The following is a 22,739-nucleotide window of genomic DNA, read 5'->3' as shown; positions in this document are numbered from 1 at the left end:
TAAAAGTTATGGCAAGTATTGATAAATTCAAGGAATTAAAGTCTTTAATTGACGGATTAGAAAACGATGCAGACAAATTTTTTGCAAAAGGTAATAGTGCAGCCGGCACACGTGTAAGAAAAGGTCTACAGGATATTAAAACTTTAGCCCAAGATTTACGCTTAGGAATTCAAGATCTTAAGAACAAAAAATAATGAAGCTCCTTCATTAATGTACAAAGCCCATTTATGGGCTTTTTTTATGCTTATATTTGAATAAATTAGATCAATAATGAAACAAATCCAAAACCCAATCTGGCTCATGAGCTCCGCTTATGATAAACTAAATCAAGCTGAACTCCTCGAAACTGCTGCAAACCTTGGCGCTCAAGGTATCGATTTATGCGCCTTTAGAAAAGATGGTGCTCGAGCAGATCATACCGCAACACATATCGATTATGACCATTTTGGACCTGATCAAGCTAAGGCAATTCTAGAGAACTTTAATTCTAAAGGCTTAAGACTGTCTTTAGGAGCTTTTGAGAACATGATTGGCGGCGATGAGGCAGAAAGACGGCAAAATCAAAACCACCTCTTAAAACTCATTAGAATAGCTCACCTGCTTGGTGCCGATGAAAATGATGTAATGGTGGGAACCTTTGTAGGCTATAACCATGAACTAGGAAATCAAATCGATGGATTTCAGAAAAACTTGGAGGAATATAAACGAGTATTTGAACCTATTATCCGATATGCTGAAGATTTAGGCGTAACTGTGGTCTATGAAAACTGCCCAATGGAAGGTTGGAGATCATCCCGATATAGTAGCACATTTAATAACTTGCCAGGGGTCTTGGCAGCTAGAAAACTTATGTATGCCATGATTCCTAGTCCTGCACATGGTGAAATCTATGACCCTTCTCATGATATCTGGCAAAACACAGACCCTGTCGAAGTAATTGAAGAAATGGATATTTCTAGATTGAAACGCGTGCATGTCAAAACGACCAGAATGCTGAGTAGCAAAGCTAGGGTAGAGTGGGGTGGAATGTATCCCATGCAACAGGTAAATGCTGACCTGGCAAAATTAGCCGGGGTTTCTATTCCTCAAAATGATTGGGATCGACATCATTATACAGCCATGTTGCCCGGGTTCGGTGGAACGGATGATATGGATTGGAACAGCTTCGTAGAAGTTCTTCATGATAGAGGCTTTTCAGGGCCTTTTGAAATCGAAAATGAAGCGAAAAACTCCAAAGATACCCAGAACCTCGCTGCCATCAACCAAGGAGCCAAAGCCTGTATTAGCTTCTTATCCCCATTGTTATGGATACTAGGTGACAATGGGTACCAATATACCGAGCAAAGCAAGCTAAAGGAAATCTCCAGAAAAGATATTCCTGTACGTAGCATAGAAGAATTATCCTAACCATAGGAAAGGATAAAAAAATAAGGAATAGCCATTTGGTTATTCCTTATCTGCATTCATCTTGAATAGCGATATTAAATCTGGAATGTTGTGTACACCCAGTTTTTCGAAAATTCTACTCTTGTACGTACTTACAGTTGATGAGCTCAGATTCAACCTGTTTGAAACCTCAATAATTCCTAATCCTTCAATAAGGTGTCTTGCAACATCCATTTCACGATTCGATAGCTTATATAGTGGGTTTAAACTGTCAACCTTTGATTTGCTGGTAGTCAACTTCTGAACATACAGATCCTTGATTGCTTCAGACATATAACGACCGCGTTCGAAAATGCTGTTAATGGCATTTGTGAACTCAGTCATGCTTGTGGTCTTATTCACATACCCCGCTGCTCCAGCTTCAATATAACGAAGAGCATATAAGGTCTCATCGTAGGATGAGAATACTAGAATCTTTAAATCAGGCTGAATATCCAACAACTCTTTAATTACTTTAATATTATTTCCACCCGGCATATTAATGTCTAGTAGAAGTAAGTCGAAGCTAGTCGTTTTTAATTGTACAAATACCTCATCATATGTTTGAGCATGAACAATTTCAACCGTTTTTAAAGTTTCCTTAATCGCGGTAGAAACACCCAAGCGCACAATGATATGGTCGTCGGCTATTAATATTTTTTTCATAAAGATTTTTACACAAATTACCTAGATTCACCATTTGTACGAATTTTTCAACTTTAGGATTGGTTTGAAAAATTGTATTTAGTAGTTAATTTGTTTCCTCAAATATAATAATTTTAAATGTATTCAATTAATTTTAAAATTATTTTAAACTTTTAAATCGAGCACTCAATAAAATTACTCATTTATTTTGAAATTAATTTTAGTTTCTGATTGTAAACAGCTTTTTTTGTAAGATTATCACATGCTCAACTATTTACAAGTTAAAACTATTTAAATACATTATATTCACTTTTTAGACAATTTAAACTTATGGGATTTTTAAAAGAATTTAAAGAATTCGCTATGCGCGGAAGCGTTATTGACCTTGCTGTCGGTGTGGTTATTGGTGGTGCTTTCGGAAAAATCGTTACTTCCTTAGTAGATGATATCATTATGCCGCCAATTGGATTTATTACCGGTGGTGTCGATTTTTCTAGCATGAAATATATCATTAAAGAAGGTAATGAAGCTGCAGGAGTAGCCGAAGTAGCCGTAACTTATGGTAATTTCATCAATGTCCTAATTCAATTCTTAATTATCGCCTTCTGTATTTTCTTGGTCATTAAAGGCATTAACTCCTTGAAAAGAGAAGAACCTAAAGAACCTGAAGCAGCTCCTGCTCCAACTAAAGAAGAAACACTTCTTACAGAAATTCGCGATATCTTAAAAAATAAATAAGTAGCAAATTCTCGCTCCAAAGCAAATTATGAGGGTTATTAGCCCAAATAATTTGCTTTTTTTTATTTATTAGATTCAGAGTGTTGCGGAATTGTGAAATAAACTTTATTTTTGCATTCCTCTTTTGAGGGATAATTTGGTAAAAAGTATAAAAACAAGCATAATAGCGTCATGAAGAGAACATTTCAACCTTCGCAAAGAAAAAGAAGAAATAAACACGGATTCAGAGAGCGTATGAGCTCTGCAAATGGTAGAAGAGTACTTGCTGCTCGTAGAGCAAAAGGAAGAAAACGCCTTTCAGTTTCTGACGAAAGCCGTCACAAAGGTTAATTTTACTCTCGCCGGTGATATAGGGACCGCGCTGTTTTAGCCGGCTTTATGGTCATCGTGATGAAAAAATATACATTTAAAAAAGAAGAACGATTATGTAGCAAAAGATCTATTGACGATCTTTTCCATAATGGTTCTTCTTTTGTTGTATATCCTTTTCGAATAGTTTGCCTCATAAAACCCGCAAACCCTGAACAAAATTTCCCCGCACAAGTCATTACATCCGTCCCTAAAAAACGATTCAAAAAAGCCGTCGATAGGAATGCCCTGAAAAGACTGATGCGCGAATGTTATAGACTCGAGAAACCTCAACTCTATTCCTTTTTACAAGAGCATTCTGTAAATTTGTTCCTGGCTATTCAGTATGTAAGCAATGATAAATTGCCCTATGAAACTTTGAAAAATAAACTGAAGCTGGTAATCGCAAAACTGGAAAATGAAATATCTAAATCTGATCTGGGAAAAAGTAATTAAGCTGCCTCTAAAGTGGCTTTTCCTCCTTATTATCAAGATTTACCAATTTTTTCTATCCCCACTTTTAGGCGCTAGTTGCCGATATTCCCCAACTTGCTCCCAATACGGTAAAGAAGCTATCCTAAAACACGGCCCCTTCAAAGGTGGCTGGTTAACTATTAAACGTATCGTCCGCTGTAACCCTTGGGGGGGACATGGACATGATCCTGTACCTTAATCCTTATGTCAAATTCCTATATCCTCGCTATTGAAACAGCAACAAATCTTTGCTCCGTATCCTTGTCGAACCACGGAAAACAGATATGCGCAGTTTTTGGTAATGAACCTAATCTTCACGCCACAAAGCTGACAGTTTTCATTCAGGAATTAATGGAAAAAACGAAGGTTTCCCTGAACCAATTGGCTGCAGTAGCAGTAAGTATGGGGCCTGGATCTTATACAGGACTTAGGATTGGCGTATCTACCGCAAAAGGACTCTGCTACGCATTGGATATCCCTTTAATCGCTAATAATACCTTAGAAGCTTTGTGCAGCGGGTTTATAGCGAAATATCAGGACCTGAATAGCAAAACTCTGCTGTTGCCTATGATCGATGCCAGAAGGAGAGAGGTCTATACCGCAGTTTTTAATGCTGATGGTTCCTGGATGAAGGAAACTGAAGCCCTGATTGTAGATGAAAATACTTTCGACCATTATCTGGATCAAGGCTATGATTTGATTTTATTTGGATCTGGTGCTGATAAGTTTATTCCTACTTTTGAAAATAATCCCCAGATTCAAGTGGTTCCGAATTTTGATTCTATCGCTTCCTTCCAAGATCAAAAATCATTCGAAAAATTCCAGAATCAGCAATTTGAAGATGTAGCCTACTTCGAACCGTTCTACTTAAAAGATTTTGTCGCTACAACCCCTAAAAAATCCCCTTTACTATAACCATCTCTTTCTTTTGAACCAGATGTAGATCATCACGGAAACTGACAACATCAAGATCCAAACAGCTGGATAGCCATGTAGCCATTCCAATTCTGGCATATATTTGAAGTTCATTCCATAAACTCCAACTATAAAAGTTAATGGCATGAAAAATACCGAGATAATCGTTAGAATACGCATGATCTCATTGGTATGATTGGACTCAATATTAAAGTAAACCGAAAGTAACTGGGCCGTGTTTTCCCCGATGTTCCTGAACAAAGTATTTGTCCTGGAGTAGATATCCCGCAAATCTTGTGTGTAAATATTTTGATATTCAGGCATATGGAAGTAATCCACTATATCTTTATATAAGGTCAGGATAATTTTGATTAAATCTACCTGTCTTTTTAAATAATACAGCTTCATTAAAAATGGCTTCCTTTTACGATGTAAAAACACGATCTCTTCATAGTCATCGAGTTTCTCTGCAAGATCATTGATGACCAAATTCTCAAATGTTTTTAAGGATTGCGAAACCAAGCTGTTAACCAAGCTCTTGCTGGATTTTAGTTTCTTATTGCTCTTATCCAGTTCAATCAACTCGTTCAGAAGCTTGATCTCATTTCTATGCACAGTGATAATAAAATCCTCATCATAAAAAACGGAAATGCGTAAGGTGATATCTGCTAGGGTATCTGAATTCTCAGGAAAGGATTCCGCAATGGAACGTAAAATTAAAAAATGATAATTTTCAAATTCCTCAATCTTAGGTAAATGGCCAATTTCTAAACAGTCTTTTATCGACGCATCATTCAAATTGTATTTTGCCTTCAGCTCCGTAAAATCCTCTAATGTAGGATCTAGGATCTCGTACCAATCATAACCGTTTTCTTCCTTACTGAGAATATGTCGTACCATGTATATCGATTTAAGATGAAATTTACAGAGTTTATAGCAAATTACAAATTTGATTTGGTAGCCAAGGCAATCTTTGGACATAAAAAAAGCCTCGACGAATCGAGGCTTTTCTTATGTGTTTCCGTTCTGCTTACTTTTTAGCAGCAGCGTTTTTGTCACTATATTCTTTGTTTAAAGCTCCTAATACTTCATTAGTGATGTCCATTTTAGGATCTGCATATAAAACAGCTGGATTAGTCTTTGAATAGGTAAGAACTAATTTATATCCTTTCTCTTCGGAATGCTTTTTCAAATGATCTGTGATCGTTGTATAAACCTTCGTGAATTCTGTTTGCTCCTCTTGTGCAATTGATGAAGAAGCATTTTGATCCATACGGCCTAAGTCATTTTGATGTCTAACCAAACGCTCCTCTGTAGCTTGACGCTCAGATGCACTCATCGATGCCGCTTTTTGTTGGTATTCTGCTAATTCACGTTGATAAGCTTGTCCTTTTGCTTGTAGATCGCTCTGTGCTTTCTTTACTTTCGCCTCTAATTTCGTGCGAACATCTTTAAAATATTGGTATTTCTCAGATAAAGTATCTGAATTTACATAGGCAATTTTGTCAATAGGATCAGCTGCTGTTACCGTAGTGGTAGGAGCTGCACTCGTTTTTTCAGGTTGGTTACTCGCTTGTTGATTACAAGATACGATGGCTGCTGTAGCAACTAAACCTAAGGTGATTTTTAATAGTTTATTCATTCTCTGTTTTATATTTCGATTTTCTTAAGGACAAACCTAATATAAAATTTTCAATTATTCTAAAATCAACTCCATTTCCTATCCATTTTAAATCCCTAAATAATGTTAATTTTGCTCGTTCACGTTGCCTTTTTTATTTGATAATTAGGGGAATTTTTCGTATTTTTGAAAGTTAATCAACAGTAATTTTAAAGGATTTTCATGAGCGAAGAAAACAAAAATGCATCTACGTATTCAGCGGATAATATCCAGGTATTAGAAGGATTAGAAGCTGTACGTAAGCGCCCTTCCATGTACATCGGTGATACAGGCGTAAAAGGCCTACATCACTTGGTTTATGAAGTAGTCGATAACTCTATCGATGAAGCTGTTGCCGGTTATTGTGACGATATCGTAGTAACCATTCTTAAATCCAACGGTATATCGGTACGTGATAATGGACGTGGTATTCCAACTGGAATCAATAAAAAAGAAAAAAAATCTGCTTTAGAGCTTGTAATGACCGTATTGCACGCCGGTGGTAAATTCGATAAAGATACTTATAAAGTATCTGGAGGTTTACACGGTGTCGGGGTATCCTGTGTGAATGCCCTTTCTACCCATTTAAAAGCTGAAGTGCATAGAGAAGGTAAAATCTTCGTTCAGGAATATGAACAAGGTAAACCACAAGCGGATGTAAAAGAAATCGGTGTCAGTGATGTAACTGGAACCATTGTTACATTTCAACCGGATCCCGAAATTTTCACAACAACCTTAATCTTTAATTACGATACGCTTGCCAACCGATTAAGAGAACTTTCCTTCCTAAATAAAGGAATTACTTTAACCTTAATCGATGAAAGAGAAATCCTTGATAATGGTGAGTTCCGGAAAAATGTCTATCTATCTGAAGGTGGTCTTCAAGAGTTTGTGAAATTCTTGGATGGCAATAGAACGCCTTTAATTTCTGAACCTATCTATGTAGAAGGTATTAAACAAGGTGTTCCTGTGGAACTAGCCCTTCAATACAATGATACCTACTCTGAAAATGTACATTCCTACGTTAATAATATCAATACTATCGAAGGTGGATCTCATGTTGCTGGTTTCCGTAGAGGATTAACCCGTACCTTGAAAAAATACGCCGATGATTCTGGTTTATTGAAAAACTTAAAAGTAGAAATTGTAGGGGATGACTTCCGTGAAGGATTGACTGCTGTAATTTCTGTTAAAGTCGCTGAACCTCAATTTGAAGGCCAGACGAAAACAAAATTAGGAAACTCCGAGGTAATGGGGGCTGTAGATGTGGCTGTAGGTGAAATCTTAAGTTCTTACCTTGAAGAAAATCCTAGGGAAGCTAAATTAATCGTTCAAAAGGTAATCGTTGCGGCTCAGGCTCGTGCTGCTGCCCGTAAAGCTAGGGAACTCGTGCAACGTAAAACCGTAATGGGTGGCTCTGGCCTGCCTGGTAAACTTGCCGATTGTTCGGATCGTGACCCTGAAAAATGTGAAATCTTCTTCGTCGAGGGAGACTCCGCTGGTGGTACAGCAAAACAAGGTCGTGACCGTGCTACACAAGCAATTATGCCTTTGAGAGGTAAAATCCTCAACGTGGAAAAAGCAATGGAACATAAGATCTATGAAAATGAAGAGATCAAAAATATGTTCACTGCACTTGGAGTAAGTATTGGTACTGCCGAAGATTCTAAAGCATTAAACGTTGAAAAACTTCGCTACCATAAGATTATCATCATGACGGATGCCGATGTCGATGGTTCGCACATCGCAACTTTGTTGTTGACATTCTACTTCCGATACATGAAAGAATTGATCGAAAATGGTTATGTCTATATTGCAACTCCGCCATTGTACCTTGTGAAAAAAGGTAAGGACTTTGAATATGCTTGGACCGAAGACCAACGATTGGCGGCAATCCAACGCTTAAAAGGTGCAGGTAAAGAAGATAGTGTTCATGTTCAACGATATAAAGGTCTTGGTGAAATGAATGCTGAGCAGCTTTGGGATACTACAATGGACCCTGAAAGACGTACATTACGCCAAGTAACAATTGAAAATGCTGCCGAATGTGACCGTATTTTCTCAATGTTAATGGGTGATGAAGTAGCTCCTCGTCGTGAATTTATCGAAGCGAATGCTCGTTATGCTAAAATTGATATCTAATTCTTTTTAGAAATTAACATATTGAAAAGCTGCCATTTGGCAGCTTTTTTTTATTTCCTATTCAACCTTTACCTAAAATTCTTTTACAGGCTCGTACCCTTTCAATTTGTTTAAAGATCCTTTGACCTTAAGGTAATAGTCTTATCCGATATTTATTTCCATACGCAATCAATAATTCGCTCCGTAGTATGGTCCTATTAAAATACCCCATTACTTTACTATTAACTCTTATTATTACTTTCCATTTTTCAACTACCCTCTACGCCCAATCTCAACATGATATCGATGATATTCTAGCCAGCCAAATCCTCGATGAAACTGAATCATCCCACAATATTTCTGAGTATGCTGAAATCCTGACTCAGTTAAAAAGAAGGCCCCTGGACTTGAATAAAGCTACTGAGCAGGACTTTAGACAATTAATCTTTCTTTCTGAATTACAAATCCAACAAATTCTATCCCATCGAAATAAAATCAAATCCTTTATCTCAACCCTGGAACTTCAAGTAATACCAGGTATCAATGCCGAAGTATATGATCAATTGCTTCCCTTTATAAAGGTCAAAGATGATCTTCTGGAAGCAAAATCAACTATTCCTAAAATGATGAAAGAATCATCAGGTTCCTGGATGCTGACCTATAGTCGAGGTCTACAAGTTCCTAGAGGCTATGAAATATCAGACCCCAAACGATCCCGATATTTAGGAAGCCCAGATAGATTGATCAACAGATTGAGGTGGAACTGGTCTGAAAGAGTCAAATTTGCGCTTAATATGAAAAAGGACCCCGGTGAACCCTTTTTTAATGAAAAGCAAACCCAAGGCTTTGACCCTTATTCAGGATCAATCAGCATCCGTAAAATTGGGAGGTTCGAAAATATTATCCTCGGAGATTACTTACTGCAATTTGGACAAGGCCTTGCTCTCTGGAATGGCCCTGTCTTTTGAAAAGGTGCTTCAGTAGCTCATATTATGCAAAATGGATTGGGGCTTAAGCCACATACAGGTCTGATGGAAAGCAAGTATATGCGTGGAATGGCGGCTCAACTCAGAATAAAGAACTTGAGTTTTACTCCTTTTCTCGCTTATAATCACTTGTCCGCTAGTATCAATGCAAAAGGACATCGCTCCTTTGTCAGTAGTATTAATTATTCTGGATTACACCGGACACCTTCTGAATTAAAGAACCGACATAGCTTACAGCAGTTAGTATATGGTGTAAATGTGGGATTTCAACCAGAAAAATTTAAGGTTGGTTTCAACTTTCTTACCACTCGATTTGATAGGTACCTGAAGTTGAATAACCGCGATTATAGTCGATACAGGTTCGAAGGAAATATCCTCCATAATGTCTCCCTGTATTACCAATACAACCTTTATAATCTGTTAGCATTTGGTGAATCGGCATATTCAATAGGAGCGGGTTGGGCGAATAACCAGGGTTTAATCGCCGGACTCGGTAGAAAGTTCTCTGCCTCGCTCGCATATCGAAATTATGGAAAAGATTATCATAGTTTCTTTGGACAATCCTTTCAGGAGCAATCAAACCTCGCCAATGAAATTGGATGGTCTGCCAGTATTGCATATCATCCTAATCGTAATATCGAATGGATTAATAAATTAGATTATGTTCAATTTCCTTGGTTAAAGTTCAGAACCAGTAGTCCTTCTAATTCAGTACATGGTCAAAGTCAATTGAGCTATATCTGGTATAAAAAAGGTCATCTGAAACTTCGATACCAATATAAATTTTATCAGGAAAATTATCCTAGCCATATTAAAACGGTCAATCCAATTGCCGACCTGGCAAGACAACAAGCCAGAATTAGCTTCTTCTACAAATTAAATCGAAATCTTCAGATTGGAAATCAAGTTGAAGGAAAACAATTTCATAAGTCTATGTTTACCAAACAATATGGCTTTCTTGTTTTTCAGGACCTGATATGGAATAAACCATCATGGAAAATGGGCGGCAACTTACGATTCGCTTATTTCAATGCTGATTCGTATGATGCCCGATTATTTGCCTATGAACGGGATGTACTGTATTCTTTTTCATTTCCTTCTTATTTCAGAAATGGATTTCGGTTTTACCTCAATCAAAAAATAAAACCTATTAAAGGGATTGATATTTGGTTCAGGTATGCTATTACGACTTATAGAAACCTGAAAGAATTCGGCTCGGGGCTCGATAAAATTATTGGAAATAATAAATCAGACCTCAGGTTTCAAATTCGATATGCTTGGTAATGCATGAAATCCAATTTCTAAAATTAAACCAAGTCCCCTTTTTTCGAATATTGTTGTTTTTCTCCTCTGGCATCTTAACTGCATTTGCCATTTCTTGGACATATTCTGGTTTCGTAATCCTAATTTTTAGCATATTCTTTTTACTACTTCTTTGCTCCTTATGTTGTATCACAAATAAAAGATCTTACCTTATTTTATTGTTATACATTAGTTTGTTTTGTTTAGGAATGCTAACTATGGCAAGTAAGATTTCTAGAGAAACACCTCCTCTGGACAAAATGTGCCAATGCACCGCTAGACTTTTAGAAAACCCAATCCGAAATGGAGAAATTCTGCGTGCAAAAATTGAAATCCTTAATATTAATCATCCCTCAGGTAAAAGACAATTTAGCATTTTGGCAATGGCCAATATCTGGGATAAAGATTCGACCATCAATTCAATTAAAAAAGGCGACTTTTTGCAATTTCATTCTCAAATCCAAAAACTAAGACCTGCATTTAATCCTACTCAATTCGACTATTCGAAATACCTCAAAACGAAAGCTGTAAACTATCAGGTATTTATTCCAATTAACCATTTAATCATCCATAGCAGCGAAAATGAAAACAAACTAGAAAATTGGCTGCTGGAATTGCAAGTGCATCTTCAAAAGAAATTTAAAAGATTTATTAATGATCAGGCGGCCTTCCAAATTGGAAGCGCCATTAGTTTCGGCTATCGATCTGAAATATCTGATGAAATAATGGAGATTTTTTCAAATACCGGAACAATCCATGTACTGAGTGTATCGGGATTCCATGTAAGTATGATGTTCTGGTTTTTGACCTTACTTTTAAAGCCTACTGACCTTCTTTTTAAAAATAGAAACTTCCGTCTTGGTTTTATCTTTTGTTTTATTTGGTTCTATGCAACGATTTGTGGATTCGTACCAGCTGTTTTAAGAGCCACGGTCATGTTTAGTCTATTCTTGCTAGGCTATTGGAGATATCAGGTCCCCGTTTCATTAAATGCCGTCTATTCCTCCGCATTCCTACTTTTGCTTTATGATCCTTATATGTTGTTCGATATTGGTTTCCAATTATCCTATCTCGCTGTCATTGGAATCCTCGTTTTTCAACCTATTTTGAAAAGCCTTTTTTACACAAAACATAAAATAGCTAATTCGATACTGGATCTTGTCTATGTGTCTCTTTCTGCTCAAATCACAACAACAGCCTTAGCTATTTATTATTTCCACCAATTTCCAACCTCATTCCTGATCTCTAATATCTTAATTACTTTTCCTTCTACCTTAATTCTGATTATTGCTGCCCTTCTCGCAATTTCTCCTTTCGAATATTTAAATATTTTCTTTGGACAGTGCCTTAGCCTATGTATCAAGGCCTCTTTTCAATTCTTGAAACTAATTGATGCTATTCCCTTTTCAAGCATCAAGGGGATTCCCTTAAACTCTACACTCACTTTGATGGCTTATGTATGTATCCTCCTCTACTTTTTCGCATTTCGGTTTAAACGAAAAGTAATAATCTACCTTTCACTGGTCTTATTCATCTTTACTTTGGCTTCTGTTTTATTATGGCGATTAGAAAATAAATCTTTCAAGGGAATTAAATTCTATAATACCAGAAAGGATTTTAGCCTTGCAATCATTCAATCTGGTTCTGTCCATCTAATTAGTTCCTGTGATTCCATTAACCATAAAACCTTGAAATTCAATATATGGCCTGATTTGAAAAATTATTCTGAACTTAAAAATATTCGTTTTACAAAACTAAACATGGATAAAGAAAATCAATATATTCAGTTAATGGACAGTGTCGATTTATTTATCCAAAATTCGAAGACTAGTCATCCCTCCAAATCTAAAATCTTATTGCTCAGAAAAAACGCAACCTTAGCAAGAGATATTAAAGCCGATTTTATCCTAATTGACGGTTCAAATTCTTACCCATATATAAATAGGATAAAAGACCGTTTGGATCTTGAAAACAGGCCATATTACATATTGAAGGATAATTTTGCGTATGTTTGGGATAGCGAATAACAATGGAAAAAACAAGCTTATCTGTTTTAAAAGAATATTGGGGATATGATAAATTCCGACCATTACAGGAAGAAATTATCCACGAAATTCTAATCGGAAATGACACCTTAGCGTTAATGCCTACAGGTGGAGGTAAGTCTATTTGTTTTCAGGTTCCTGCCTTGCTTAATGATGGAATCTGTATCGTCATCAGTCCCTTGATCGCCTTGATGAAGGACCAGGTTGAAAATCTACGTAAAAGAAATATTCCAGCGATTGCCATCTTTTCCGGCATGTCTCATCGAGAGGTAGATATTGCCTTGGATAATTGCATCTTTGGAAATATTAAATTCCTTTACCTAGCCCCTGAAAGGTTATACAATGACATGGTGCAGGAAAGAATCCGCCACATGAAGGTGAACCTATTCGCTATCGATGAGGCTCACTGTATTTCCCAATGGGGTTATGATTTCCGACCTTCTTACTTAGAACTCATCAAACTTCGGGAGCTACAACCAAAAGTCCCTATCCTCGCATTAACCGCTACAGCAACACCAAAAGTGGTTGCTGACATTCAGGAGAAACTCGGATTCAAATCTGAAAATGTCCTTTCCAAGAGCTTTCGAAGGGAAAATCTTGCCTATATGGTTTTCAATGAAGAAAATAAGATGGGCAGGATGTTAAAGGTAATATCCAAAATTGGCGGAACAGGAATCGTATATGTCAGGAACCGACGCGAAACCCAAGAAGTAGCACGCTATCTGCTGAATCATGGAATTCCAGCTGATTTTTATCATGCTGGTTTAGATATCAATACCCGCTCTAAAAAACAAGAAGCCTGGACTAATAACCAAATTCGGGTAATCGTTGCTACCAATGCTTTTGGAATGGGAATAGATAAACCGGATGTCAGATTTGTTATCCACCTCGATATTCCAGACTCCTTGGAAGCGTATTATCAAGAAGCAGGTCGGGCGGGTCGAGATGGTAAAAAAGCTTATCCAGTTCTATTATATCAACAAGCCGATCGAAATGAACTCTGGGAAAATATTGATCTTAACTTCCCGGACTTCCAATATATCCAGCAAGTATACCATCACCTTTGCAATTACTTCCAGATTGCCTACGGTGCTGGAAAAGGATTGAGCTTTGATTTTGATGTGCTGGATTTTGCCAAGCGTTATAAACTTGAGGTTCTAAAAACATTGAGTGCCTTCAAATTCCTTGAAAGAGATAAATGGCTGACCTTAAGTGAAGCGGTATATATTCCTGCAAGATTAAAGTTTGAAGTGGATTTCCAAGAACTCTATAAATTTCAAGTGCAAAGTGCGGCCTATGATCCTTTGATTAAGACCATATTACGATTGTACGGTGGGGTTTTTGATTATTATGTCCCAATTAATGAATTTGAAATCGCTAAGAAAATATCCAAACCCCTTGAGGAAGTACAGCGGATGCTTAAATATCTCCAGCAACAGGAATTGGTTACCTATATTGCTAAAACCGATTCACCCCAACTTCAGTTCCTGCAAGGTCGTGTAGACTATAAAAACCTCTATATTGATACCCAATTTATTGAAGAAAGAAAGGTTATCAAAGAAGAACAAATCAAAGCTATTTATCAATATTTGGATAGCAAAGATTGCCGTAGTTTGAGCTTACAGCATTATTTTGGTGAAGAAGCAACTGAACCCTGTGGCGTTTGTGATCTCTGTGTGGTAAGAGAGCATAAGGTTGGAATGTCCGAATCTATTGAGAAGAAAATCCAATTCTTGCTCCTTGATAAACCTCGATTATTACATGATTTGATAGAAGAAATAGAAATTGGAAAAGATGAAGATCGCCTCCGAGTTCTTCGAAATTTGTTGGATACTGAAAAGGTCAAGCTAGAAAACGACCTTTACCATTGGAATGCCCTTTAGGCCATATTTAATTTCTTTGCCTTTCCTAAGTTATTGTATTTCCAAGCTTTAACGTTTCATGCCCATTAAAAAACTAGTTTTTGGAGGTTTGTATATTGATAAAAAAATATGTTATCTTTAATACTAACCAAATAAACTTTGTATGGAACAATTTATCATCTATTTACCAGCAGCACTCGCTGTATTGGGGTTATTATTTATGTTTGTCAAAGCAGGATGGGTTCGTAAGCAGGATGCTGGTGACGGCAAGATGCAATCCATTTCCAAGAGTATTCAAGAGGGGGCTATGGCTTTCCTTAAGGCTGAATACCGAATCCTCCTTATTTTTGTTGTAATCGCTTCGATTGCACTTTTCATCGTTTCTACCCTGGTAGAAACTTCCCATTGGATTATCGTGGTTGCATTTATCTGTGGTGCCTTTTTCTCCGCTTTGGCAGGAAATATTGGTATGCGGATCGCAACAAGTGCCAATGTCAGAACAACCCAAGCAGCTAGAACCAGTCTTCCTCAAGCCCTGAAAGTTTCCTTCTCTGGAGGAACGGTAATGGGATTAGGTGTAGCTGGATTAGCGGTATTGGGATTGAGTATTTTCTTTCTTTTGTTCCTGAAAATGTTTTTGACCGAAGGTGGAAATTTCTATTTGGAAATGACCGTCGTTCTGGAAGCCCTGGCAGGCTTTTCCCTAGGTGCTGAATCCATTGCCCTTTTCGCTAGGGTAGGTGGTGGTATCTACACCAAAGCAGCTGATGTTGGAGCAGATTTAGTGGGTAAAGTGGAAGCTGGAATCCCTGAAGATGATCCTCGAAACCCAGCAACAATTGCAGATAACGTAGGTGATAATGTGGGAGATGTCGCAGGAATGGGAGCCGACCTATTTGGTTCTTATGTGGCTACCGTATTGGCTTCAATGGTATTGGGGAATTATATCATCAAGGATATGTCTGAAGTGAATGGATCACAATTCACCGATGCATTCCATGGAATGGGACCGATTCTTCTTCCAATCGTAATTGCAGGTGTTGGTATTCTAGCATCTATTATCGGAACTTTCTTAGTGAAAGTAACCTCAAATGATGCAAGAGAAAATCAAGTTCAAAAAGCCTTGAATATGGGCAACTGGGCATCGATCTTATTAACGGTCATTGCTTGCTTCTTTTTGATCCAATATATGCTACCTGAAGTAATCCAAATGAAGTTCTTTGGCGAAGGTTATCAAGATGTTCCGCGAATGAATATTTTCTATTCTACTATCGTGGGATTGGCAGTGGGTGGTTTAATTTCATCTTTTACAGAATACTATACTGGTCTTGGTAAAAAACCAGTTTTAAATATCGTTCAAAACTCATCTACAGGTGCAGCAACTAATATTATTGCTGGTTTGGCTACAGGAATGAAATCGACAGCTTCTTCCGTAATCCTATTTGCTTTGGCAATTTGGGGTTCCTACGAATTGGCTGGATTTTATGGTGTAGCTATTGCTGCTTCTGCCATGATGGCGACCACAGCCATGCAATTGGCAATCGATGCTTTCGGACCAATTGCTGATAATGCCGGTGGTATCGCAGAAATGAGTGAACTTCCTAAGGAAGTGCGTCAGCGTACGGATGTATTGGATTCCGTTGGGAATACAACTGCTGCGGTAGGAAAAGGATTTGCAATCGCTTCTGCTGCATTGACAGCGCTTGCCTTATTTGCAGCTTATGTGACTTTTACTGGAATCGATGGAATTAATATTTTCAAAGCCGATGTACTGGCAGCATTGTTTATCGGTGGTATGATTCCTGTCGTATTCTCAGCTTTAGCCATGCAATCTGTTGGTAAAGCAGCAATGGATATGGTAAACGAAGTAAGAAGACAATTCCGTGAAATTCCTGGAATATTAGAAGGAACAGGAAAGCCTGATTATGGTAGATGTGTGGATATTTCCACTAAAGCAGCATTACGTGAAATGATGTTGCCTGGAGCGATTACTATCATTACACCAATCATTGTTGGGTTTGTAATGGGACCTGAGGCTCTAGGAGCTTATATGGCCGGTGTTGCGGTATCTGGTGTAATGTGGGCTATATTTCAAAATAATGCCGGTGGAGCATGGGATAATGCCAAAAAATCCTTCGAAGCTGGGGTTATGATCAATGGTGAAATGACCTTCAAAGGTTCTGATGCACATAAAGCAGCAGTAACTGGTGATACAGTAGGAGACCCTTTCAAAGATACTTCTGGACCTTCCATGAATATCTTAATCAAGTTGACTTGTTTGGTTGGGTTGGTGATTGCCCCAATTCTGGGTGGTCATACAATTGCTGAAAATGCCAAAAAAGAAAAGCTAGAAACAAAAGAAAAAGTGGTAGTGGTAGATCATAAACCACTTATCACTAAAAATAAATAAGCATTAAACCTTTCTAAAAATAAAAGCCCTCTATAGCAATTTACGCTTTAGAGGGCTTTACATTTTCAACCTATTATTCCCTACTTCACAATCTTGATCACCTTATTAGCTGACCTTGCATTAACCGTCGGGTCATACATGCTTTCAATACCTGTAATCCCAGAATTGAATACACCAATATTATTTGCTTTGACCTCATATTCGAACGTTCTTTTTCCTTTAGGCAAGGAATTGAAGAAATAGTTGGTCGATGCATCCTTTAAGGTAAAATAGAAGTTGTTTCTCCAATTGTAACCTGAAGGGACGTATACGGGCTCAACACCCGCCGGACGACTATCCTTCAAGTGCACATACTCCAGGTCCTGATCGTTGATGACCGTTATGACCACCTTGATCCTTTCTCCGAGTTTTGCCTCTTCGCTCTCCATCCATTTCCCATTCCGCTCTACCATGTACTGTTTGCTGACCTTGATGTCATTGGTTGAACTTTTTACCTCTGATACCGGCAAGAAATATTGGTGGAAAACCCCTCCGAACACTGTCCGGTCATTGTCGTTCTGTAATTGTATAGTTCTATTTTTCTGCAGGTCCTCTTTGGTAAAGGTTTTGGATACCTGTCCCAGAACAACGCTGTCCAACTGTGTCTTCTGTCCATCAGCCAATACCTTCACCGTGTTTTCTAAGCTAAAGTCCTTCGGATTATTGGTCAACAGGAGACTGTAGACAGCATCCACCGTCATCCAGGTGCTGCGCCAATAATTGGCTTCCTTCTTGAAGAAAATCCACTGACTGATGGCATTCAACTTGCTCGGGTCATATAATTTATAGGCCTCCAGCATATAGCTCTGTAAGCTGATATCATTGTAATGTTTACTGTTGCTTTCCCAGTACATTCCCTTTTCAGGATCCAGGATCACCTCTTGTTGAATCCTGTTCTTGATTTCATTGGACTCTTTTGATACGCCAAACAATTGGTTTACCACCCATGCCTTTGCGGCATAGCCGGCAGGACCCTTGGCGGTAATGATCGGAGCCTTGGCAATCTTGGCCTTGAGGATCTCACTGTTCTTCTGCGGAACCTTGACCTCTGAATTCCAGAAATGACGGGCATATAGATAATCCAGGGCAATGCTCGCAGATGCTTTCTCCCTGGTGATGCTGCTGTCCTGATCCAGATAGTTTGCCAACCTGCGCATGCTACCGTTCATCTGCGGATTGACAAGGTTGTGATCGAGGTAGAATACCTTTCCGACCACCTCCAATATTCTCATGGAGATATGGGTATCTGTTTTTCCGCCCTCAAACCATGGGAAAGAACCGTTGTCCAGTTGACCACGCAATATCTTTTGTTCGATTCCCTTGAGCTCGGTTTCGATATTGGAATTGAACAGTTCCGCTATGGCCTCCAATCTCTTGCTGTCATGCTGTATGTCGCGAAGCCAAGGCATCTCCTGTAACTTCAATTCGCTGAGCTGCGCATTCTCCTCCAGTCGGCTCTTGGTATCCTTTGCCTTGATCGATTTAAAATAATCGGAAATGGCCGGATAGTGCTTGCCGATATATTGTACCATCTTATAGCCGAACCATTTGCTGGTAGACTGTTCGGTACATTCATATGGATAGTTCTTGAGGTAATCGATGGCAGAGATAATCTCCAGGATCGGGTTGCTTTGAACCTGAACCTTGGCCTGTAGGTTGTTCTTTCCAGCTGATTCGATATTGAAATCTTTCTTTTCACCAGCTTTCAAGGCGATCTTTTGGGTCTCAGCTATCAATACCTTGTTGGATAAGACCGGCAGTTCCATAATCTCCCCATCGGAGTTTTCCGAGCTTGCGGCGACGATTTTGACCTGCACTGCAGGATATCCCTCCGGAATCTTGAGCTTCCAGGACACCGTTTGGTTATTGTTCTTCTCGACAGTAAAATCCCGCGAGATAGCACTGACCACAAACTTGTCGCTGATGTCGGCATTATCCACTGGATTGATGATCTCAATCTTTGCTTTTCCTTTTTGGGCCTTCTCACTTAGGTTCTGTACCTGCGCGATGATCTCGATCTCATCGGACTCCCGGAAATACCTTGGCAGGTTTGGACGTATCATCAATTGTTTCTGCGTCTGGGTAAAGAACTGTGCTGACCCTACTTCTAGGTTCTTGCCATGGGCGAACAGCATGAGCTTCCACTTGGTCAGGGCTTCGGGACTGTCGAACTCGAAACTGATGTTGCCATCCTTATCGGTGTACAGGTTAGGGTAGAAGAAGGCTGTTTCCTGAAGGTTCTTGCGCGCTTGGACGTTAGAAAGGTTTACGGATAATTCCCAAGAATTTATCTCAGACATACCAGAACCTTCTATTTTTGAATCGAATTCTCCTATTGGAGGTTCATCAACTTGATTTAAATATGCTGGAGACCATATCGCCTCAAAATCATAAGACCTGTTGTAATTTTCTAAATAAGAAATATCACCTTGATTTAATATTGAGGAATCCCACAAAGCGAAATTATTTATTTCATGGAAATTTAAAACATTCCTTGGAATGTAAAGATTGATATAATCTCCTTCATCACGCGCTTTCATCAAAGTATAAAAGGCATTATGTCTAATCGGGTATGTTCTTAAATCGAAATTAAAATCCCAACGTATTGAGTAGTTTGTTTTATAAAATTCATCCAAGGATAAATCATACATAGTTACTAATACATTGGTTGGGATTGGTTTATCTTTCAGGGATATATTAAAACTCCATTTTTCCTTGGTACCAGGGTGTATTTTACTTCTAAAAGTATTTGCCTTTATTTTTAGTTGATTATTTTCCTGATATAAAGGTATTGTTATGCCAAGGTTTTGTGTCTTATTTTCATTGATTAATGTAGCTTGAAACTGATAGTAATTACTGATTTTTAAACTGTCCAGTAAAAAAGAATATGAAGAATGACCATTCTTAATAGGAAGAATAATGGTTTCAAGTCTTTGTTGGTTATCAAATGGAACTAAAAGAACCTCCTTAGCATTTATAAAATCAGTGTAAAAGTCAATTGTTACCCGATCGTTTATAAGATAGCGTTCCTTATCAAATTTGTATACTAAAAAGTTTTTGTTACCCTTTCTGCCTGTTTTGCTATCTTCTAACTGAAACCATTTATTTCCTAAAATGGTAGAATCAGTGCCATCAATGGCTTTAATGTAATAACTCCCTGAAGGAAATAATTTTGGATCGATCTTGATAGTCTGTGAAAGTCTGGTGTCAAAAGGGTAGGTTACTATAAGACTGTCTTTTGGAATTTCAAAGTCTTTTTTCGTTACTAGTGTTGGGAAATACTTAATGTACTCCTCGGGGGTAAAAATATGAAATCCTTTCTCATCGAGAAATTTAGTGGAAGAATACCAGCTGGAAACTGAGATCGTGCTTGGTTCTGGTCTTTTAAAAATTTGAATTTTTCCAGAAATATTTACATTCTCTTGGTTTTCATTTTTACCAGCTATTTCGATTTCATCAAATTTGCTGGTAAATAATTTTTTATTATCTATATCTATTATTGCGTTTCCGGGAATATCCGAATAAATATAATGGGTATATGCCTCTTGGGATTCGCCGGTTGGGCCTGTTGCAAAAGTATTCAATAAAATACTATAGCCTTTGAAATCTGCAAAAAGACTATCATTTAGTGGAACCTTAATTTTAAAAGTTCCATCTTTTTCAGTTTGTAAAGTTCCTGAAGGAAGTTTGAAATATTCAGAGCTCGGGTCATGTGTAATTACATTTATTGTATAAGAAACCGTTGTTCCACTTAATTTTACTCCAGAAAATGTCTCTACCCATCCTGTGAACTCCGCTGTATCTTTGGACGTATAAGTATCTTTAATTTTATTGAGATAAATCTTGAATGTCGGTCTCTTATATTCATCTACTCGGAAACTTGAAGAGCTAATAAAATGATTTCCTTCTTTGACAATGATCTGGTAAATGTCAAGTTCTGTTTTTTCTGGTAGAACAAATTCTCCATGTATTGATCCAAAACTATCTGTAGTTTGGACCAACGAGTCTAATAATTGGTTATTGTTAGTTTTTATTAGCACTTTCAATTTTTTTCCCGCTAATGTTTTCCTGTCAAAAGTATTGTTTTGATAACTGATTACCTTGAAGTGAACTTTCTGACCCGGTCTAAAAATATTACGATCAAGTAGAATTTTTGCATCGTAATCCAATTGATTCTTATAAGCCCGATCCCCTTCATAAAAATTGTTGGTCCTACTATAAACTAGATGTTGGTTTTCTTCTGGGAGGAAAATACCGATATCTTCAGCATAAAATTTAACTGAATCTGTAGGGATAGGAAACGATATTTCTCCGGCATGATTAGTGTTTGTTACTTTTAAAATAGTATCTCTAGTATTTATCTTAACGATTTTCAGCTTTTTCTCTTTGTAAGTCTCGCCATTTTTCCGATTGGCAAGGAATGTATAAAATATATTACCTCCATCGGCAGCTTTTTCAATCGAAGTCTTAAAAAAATAGTCAGTCACTTCAAACTTGGATTCTGCTACTATTTTATTGATATCATTATTTTGAAATTCAGAATTGTTTGAAATCAAGATTCGATATTTTCCAGCAGTTAATGGGTTTATTTTGAAGTAAGTAGTATGGATTTGGAAATCATCGAATGGTTTCAATGCAACTTCTTCAGAATAGATTTCTTTTGAATTGCTAATTAAATCGCTGAATCCAGCTGTTGAATTTGAATAATAATCTATATCGTTTTGGAACTTGAAAACTTTCACGTATATCTTTTCAATATGCCTTACTGAAAGAACTATGGGAACATATTCGTTGGTAGGTATGGAGGAATTATGCTTGAGATTTAATTTTACATCATTAAAGGTATGAATCAATGAATCTAATTTCGGTGCCCAAACTGAGTTTGGATATAGTTTTTTTCCCTTCTTTAAATACCTTACCTGTAATTTAGGATTCATAAAACTAAGTCTTTCTGCCAACATTAAATAGATTTGAGCATTAAATTGACTATTAGTTTTTTGAATAATTCCTTCGTAAGCTTCTATTATACCCGATGTATCTCGGTCTTCTATATATAGGTACTTAGCCAGGAGGTTGGCGGATGCATCCTCAAACCCCATCTTCTTATTATAGGCAAGAATATCTGTTAATAGTTTATTGGCATGATCCAAATTGTTCTTTCTGTCCATAAGTAAAAACTTTAAATAGGTGTCAAGATTGAAATGATATAAACTAGGTTGAATAGAAAGATTGTTGGAATCTTGAATTAATGGTTGCCATTTTTCCATAGGTTGTTTTAGAAGAAAATTTTTATTGGCAATAGTTTTTTTGAAGAGACTATCTATGATTTTTAATTTCCTTTCCCTGGTTGATCCCAGAAATTCATTATTAGTTTTGGATGGACTCTTTTTAATATTATTAAGAAGAAATAAGGCATAAGCTTGATATAGTACAGCTCTTTGAACTTTATTTTTTCCCTTAATGTTTTGAATAAAATGTTGTTCTATTTTTTCGAATAAGTCTGCATTAGTAACATTTTCCCTGAGTCCCATGGTTTCCGCGAGAATTATCCTAACCTCTAGGGCATCATCCTTTCTTCCTTTAGAAGACTTCTTTATTTCATTTAAAATTGGGATGGTTTCTTTGTAATTTCTAACACTTTGTAAATGGTTGATTTCTTTCCATTTTTCTCCAATATCTTGTCCACCTGTCTGTGCGAAGGCTAAAAACGGGAGGATAAACAATAATATTTGTAGGATTATTTTCATGAATTAATAATTGGCTTTCTTA

The 22,739-nt window shown here is 37.4% G+C and carries 17 protein-coding genes; 13 read left to right on the top strand and 4 right to left on the bottom strand.

Translation table 11 applies throughout. The features are described from left to right. The first annotated feature begins 8 nt into the window (after nucleotides 1-8). Complete coding sequence (locus PZ892_RS13505) at nucleotides 9-194, top strand: histone H1 (RefSeq protein ID WP_094256189.1); 186 nt, start codon at nucleotides 9-11, stop codon at nucleotides 192-194. Between the two features lie 76 nt (nucleotides 195-270). Next, nucleotides 271-1,407: a sugar phosphate isomerase/epimerase gene (locus tag PZ892_RS13500; protein ID WP_182499655.1), complete on the top strand. Its 1,137-nt coding sequence runs from the start codon at nucleotides 271-273 to the stop codon at nucleotides 1,405-1,407. A 39-nt stretch (nucleotides 1,408-1,446) separates the two neighbouring features. On the opposite strand, the gene PZ892_RS13495 is transcribed toward PZ892_RS13500, so the two are convergent. Beyond that, complete coding sequence (locus PZ892_RS13495) at nucleotides 1,447-2,091, bottom strand: response regulator transcription factor (RefSeq protein WP_094256187.1); 645 nt, start codon at nucleotides 2,089-2,091, stop codon at nucleotides 1,447-1,449. 309 nt (nucleotides 2,092-2,400) lie between these two features. Here PZ892_RS13495 and mscL point away from each other — a divergent pair, with 309 nt between their 5' ends. The 5 genes from mscL (at nucleotide 2,401) to tsaB (ending at nucleotide 4,545) form a co-directional block, all read left to right on the top strand. Then, on the top strand, nucleotides 2,401-2,808 hold the full coding sequence (gene mscL / locus PZ892_RS13490) for a large-conductance mechanosensitive channel protein MscL (protein WP_094256186.1): 408 nt from the start codon (nucleotides 2,401-2,403) through the stop codon (nucleotides 2,806-2,808). Between the two features lie 171 nt (nucleotides 2,809-2,979). Next, nucleotides 2,980-3,138 carry a 50S ribosomal protein L34 gene (gene rpmH / locus PZ892_RS13485; protein ID WP_093098370.1) on the top strand — a complete coding sequence of 53 codons (159 nt, stop codon included), beginning with the start codon at nucleotides 2,980-2,982 and terminating at the stop codon, nucleotides 3,136-3,138. Between the two features lie 60 nt (nucleotides 3,139-3,198). Beyond that, nucleotides 3,199-3,612 (top strand): ribonuclease P protein component, encoded by a 414-nt coding sequence (locus PZ892_RS13480; protein WP_094256185.1) that lies wholly within the window; start codon nucleotides 3,199-3,201, stop codon nucleotides 3,610-3,612. After that, the gene (gene yidD, locus PZ892_RS13475) at nucleotides 3,575-3,829 is read left to right on the top strand and encodes a membrane protein insertion efficiency factor YidD (RefSeq protein WP_277711439.1); all 255 of its coding nucleotides are present in this window, start codon (nucleotides 3,575-3,577) and stop codon (nucleotides 3,827-3,829) included. Before PZ892_RS13480 ends, yidD begins: the two co-directional genes overlap by 38 nt. 5 nt (nucleotides 3,830-3,834) lie before the next feature. Then, entirely contained in the window at nucleotides 3,835-4,545 is a 711-nt protein-coding gene (gene tsaB, locus PZ892_RS13470; protein WP_094256183.1) for a tRNA (adenosine(37)-N6)-threonylcarbamoyltransferase complex dimerization subunit type 1 TsaB, read from the top strand. Here tsaB and PZ892_RS13465 read toward each other — a convergent pair. Together PZ892_RS13465 and PZ892_RS13460 are read right to left on the bottom strand one after the other, a co-directional pair. After that, nucleotides 4,540-5,445, bottom strand: a complete 906-nt coding sequence (locus PZ892_RS13465; RefSeq protein WP_094256182.1) for a CorA family divalent cation transporter — start codon at nucleotides 5,443-5,445, stop codon at nucleotides 4,540-4,542. The genes tsaB and PZ892_RS13465 overlap by 6 nt on opposite strands. A 130-nt stretch (nucleotides 5,446-5,575) precedes the next feature. Beyond that, on the bottom strand, nucleotides 5,576-6,187 hold the full coding sequence (locus PZ892_RS13460) for an OmpH family outer membrane protein (RefSeq protein WP_094256181.1): 612 nt from the start codon (nucleotides 6,185-6,187) through the stop codon (nucleotides 5,576-5,578). A 201-nt stretch (nucleotides 6,188-6,388) separates the two neighbouring features. Between PZ892_RS13460 and gyrB the strand changes: the two genes are divergently transcribed. From gyrB to PZ892_RS13430, 6 genes are all read left to right on the top strand, one after another. Next, on the top strand, nucleotides 6,389-8,347 hold the full coding sequence (gene gyrB / locus PZ892_RS13455) for a DNA topoisomerase (ATP-hydrolyzing) subunit B (RefSeq protein WP_094256180.1): 1,959 nt from the start codon (nucleotides 6,389-6,391) through the stop codon (nucleotides 8,345-8,347). Nucleotides 8,348-8,535: 188 nt separating this feature from the next. Further along, complete coding sequence (locus tag PZ892_RS13450) at nucleotides 8,536-9,294, top strand: helix-hairpin-helix domain-containing protein (RefSeq protein ID WP_277711438.1); 759 nt, start codon at nucleotides 8,536-8,538, stop codon at nucleotides 9,292-9,294. 24 nt (nucleotides 9,295-9,318) lie between these two features. Then, nucleotides 9,319-10,596 (top strand): hypothetical protein, encoded by a 1,278-nt coding sequence (locus PZ892_RS13445; protein ID WP_182499657.1) that lies wholly within the window; start codon nucleotides 9,319-9,321, stop codon nucleotides 10,594-10,596. Continuing rightward, entirely contained in the window at nucleotides 10,596-12,641 is a 2,046-nt protein-coding gene (locus PZ892_RS13440; protein WP_182499658.1) for a ComEC/Rec2 family competence protein, read from the top strand. Before PZ892_RS13445 ends, PZ892_RS13440 begins: the two co-directional genes overlap by 1 nt. A gap of 2 nt (nucleotides 12,642-12,643) precedes the next feature. Beyond that, nucleotides 12,644-14,542, top strand: a complete 1,899-nt coding sequence (locus PZ892_RS13435; protein ID WP_094256176.1) for an ATP-dependent DNA helicase RecQ — start codon at nucleotides 12,644-12,646, stop codon at nucleotides 14,540-14,542. Between the two features lie 142 nt (nucleotides 14,543-14,684). Beyond that, on the top strand, nucleotides 14,685-16,931 hold the full coding sequence (locus PZ892_RS13430; protein WP_094256175.1) for a sodium-translocating pyrophosphatase: 2,247 nt from the start codon (nucleotides 14,685-14,687) through the stop codon (nucleotides 16,929-16,931). Between the two features lie 80 nt (nucleotides 16,932-17,011). On the opposite strand, the gene PZ892_RS13425 is transcribed toward PZ892_RS13430, so the two are convergent. Continuing rightward, nucleotides 17,012-22,717, bottom strand: a complete 5,706-nt coding sequence (locus PZ892_RS13425; protein WP_277711437.1) for an alpha-2-macroglobulin family protein — start codon at nucleotides 22,715-22,717, stop codon at nucleotides 17,012-17,014. Between the last annotated feature and the right edge of the window lie 22 nt (nucleotides 22,718-22,739).

The sequence above is a fragment of the Sphingobacterium sp. WM genome (genome assembly GCF_029542465.1).
Taxonomy (GTDB): Bacteria; Bacteroidota; Bacteroidia; order Sphingobacteriales; family Sphingobacteriaceae; genus Sphingobacterium; species Sphingobacterium cellulitidis.
The sequence above is the reverse complement of the archived record's forward strand: the minus strand, read 5'-3'. Positions and strand labels throughout refer to the sequence as shown.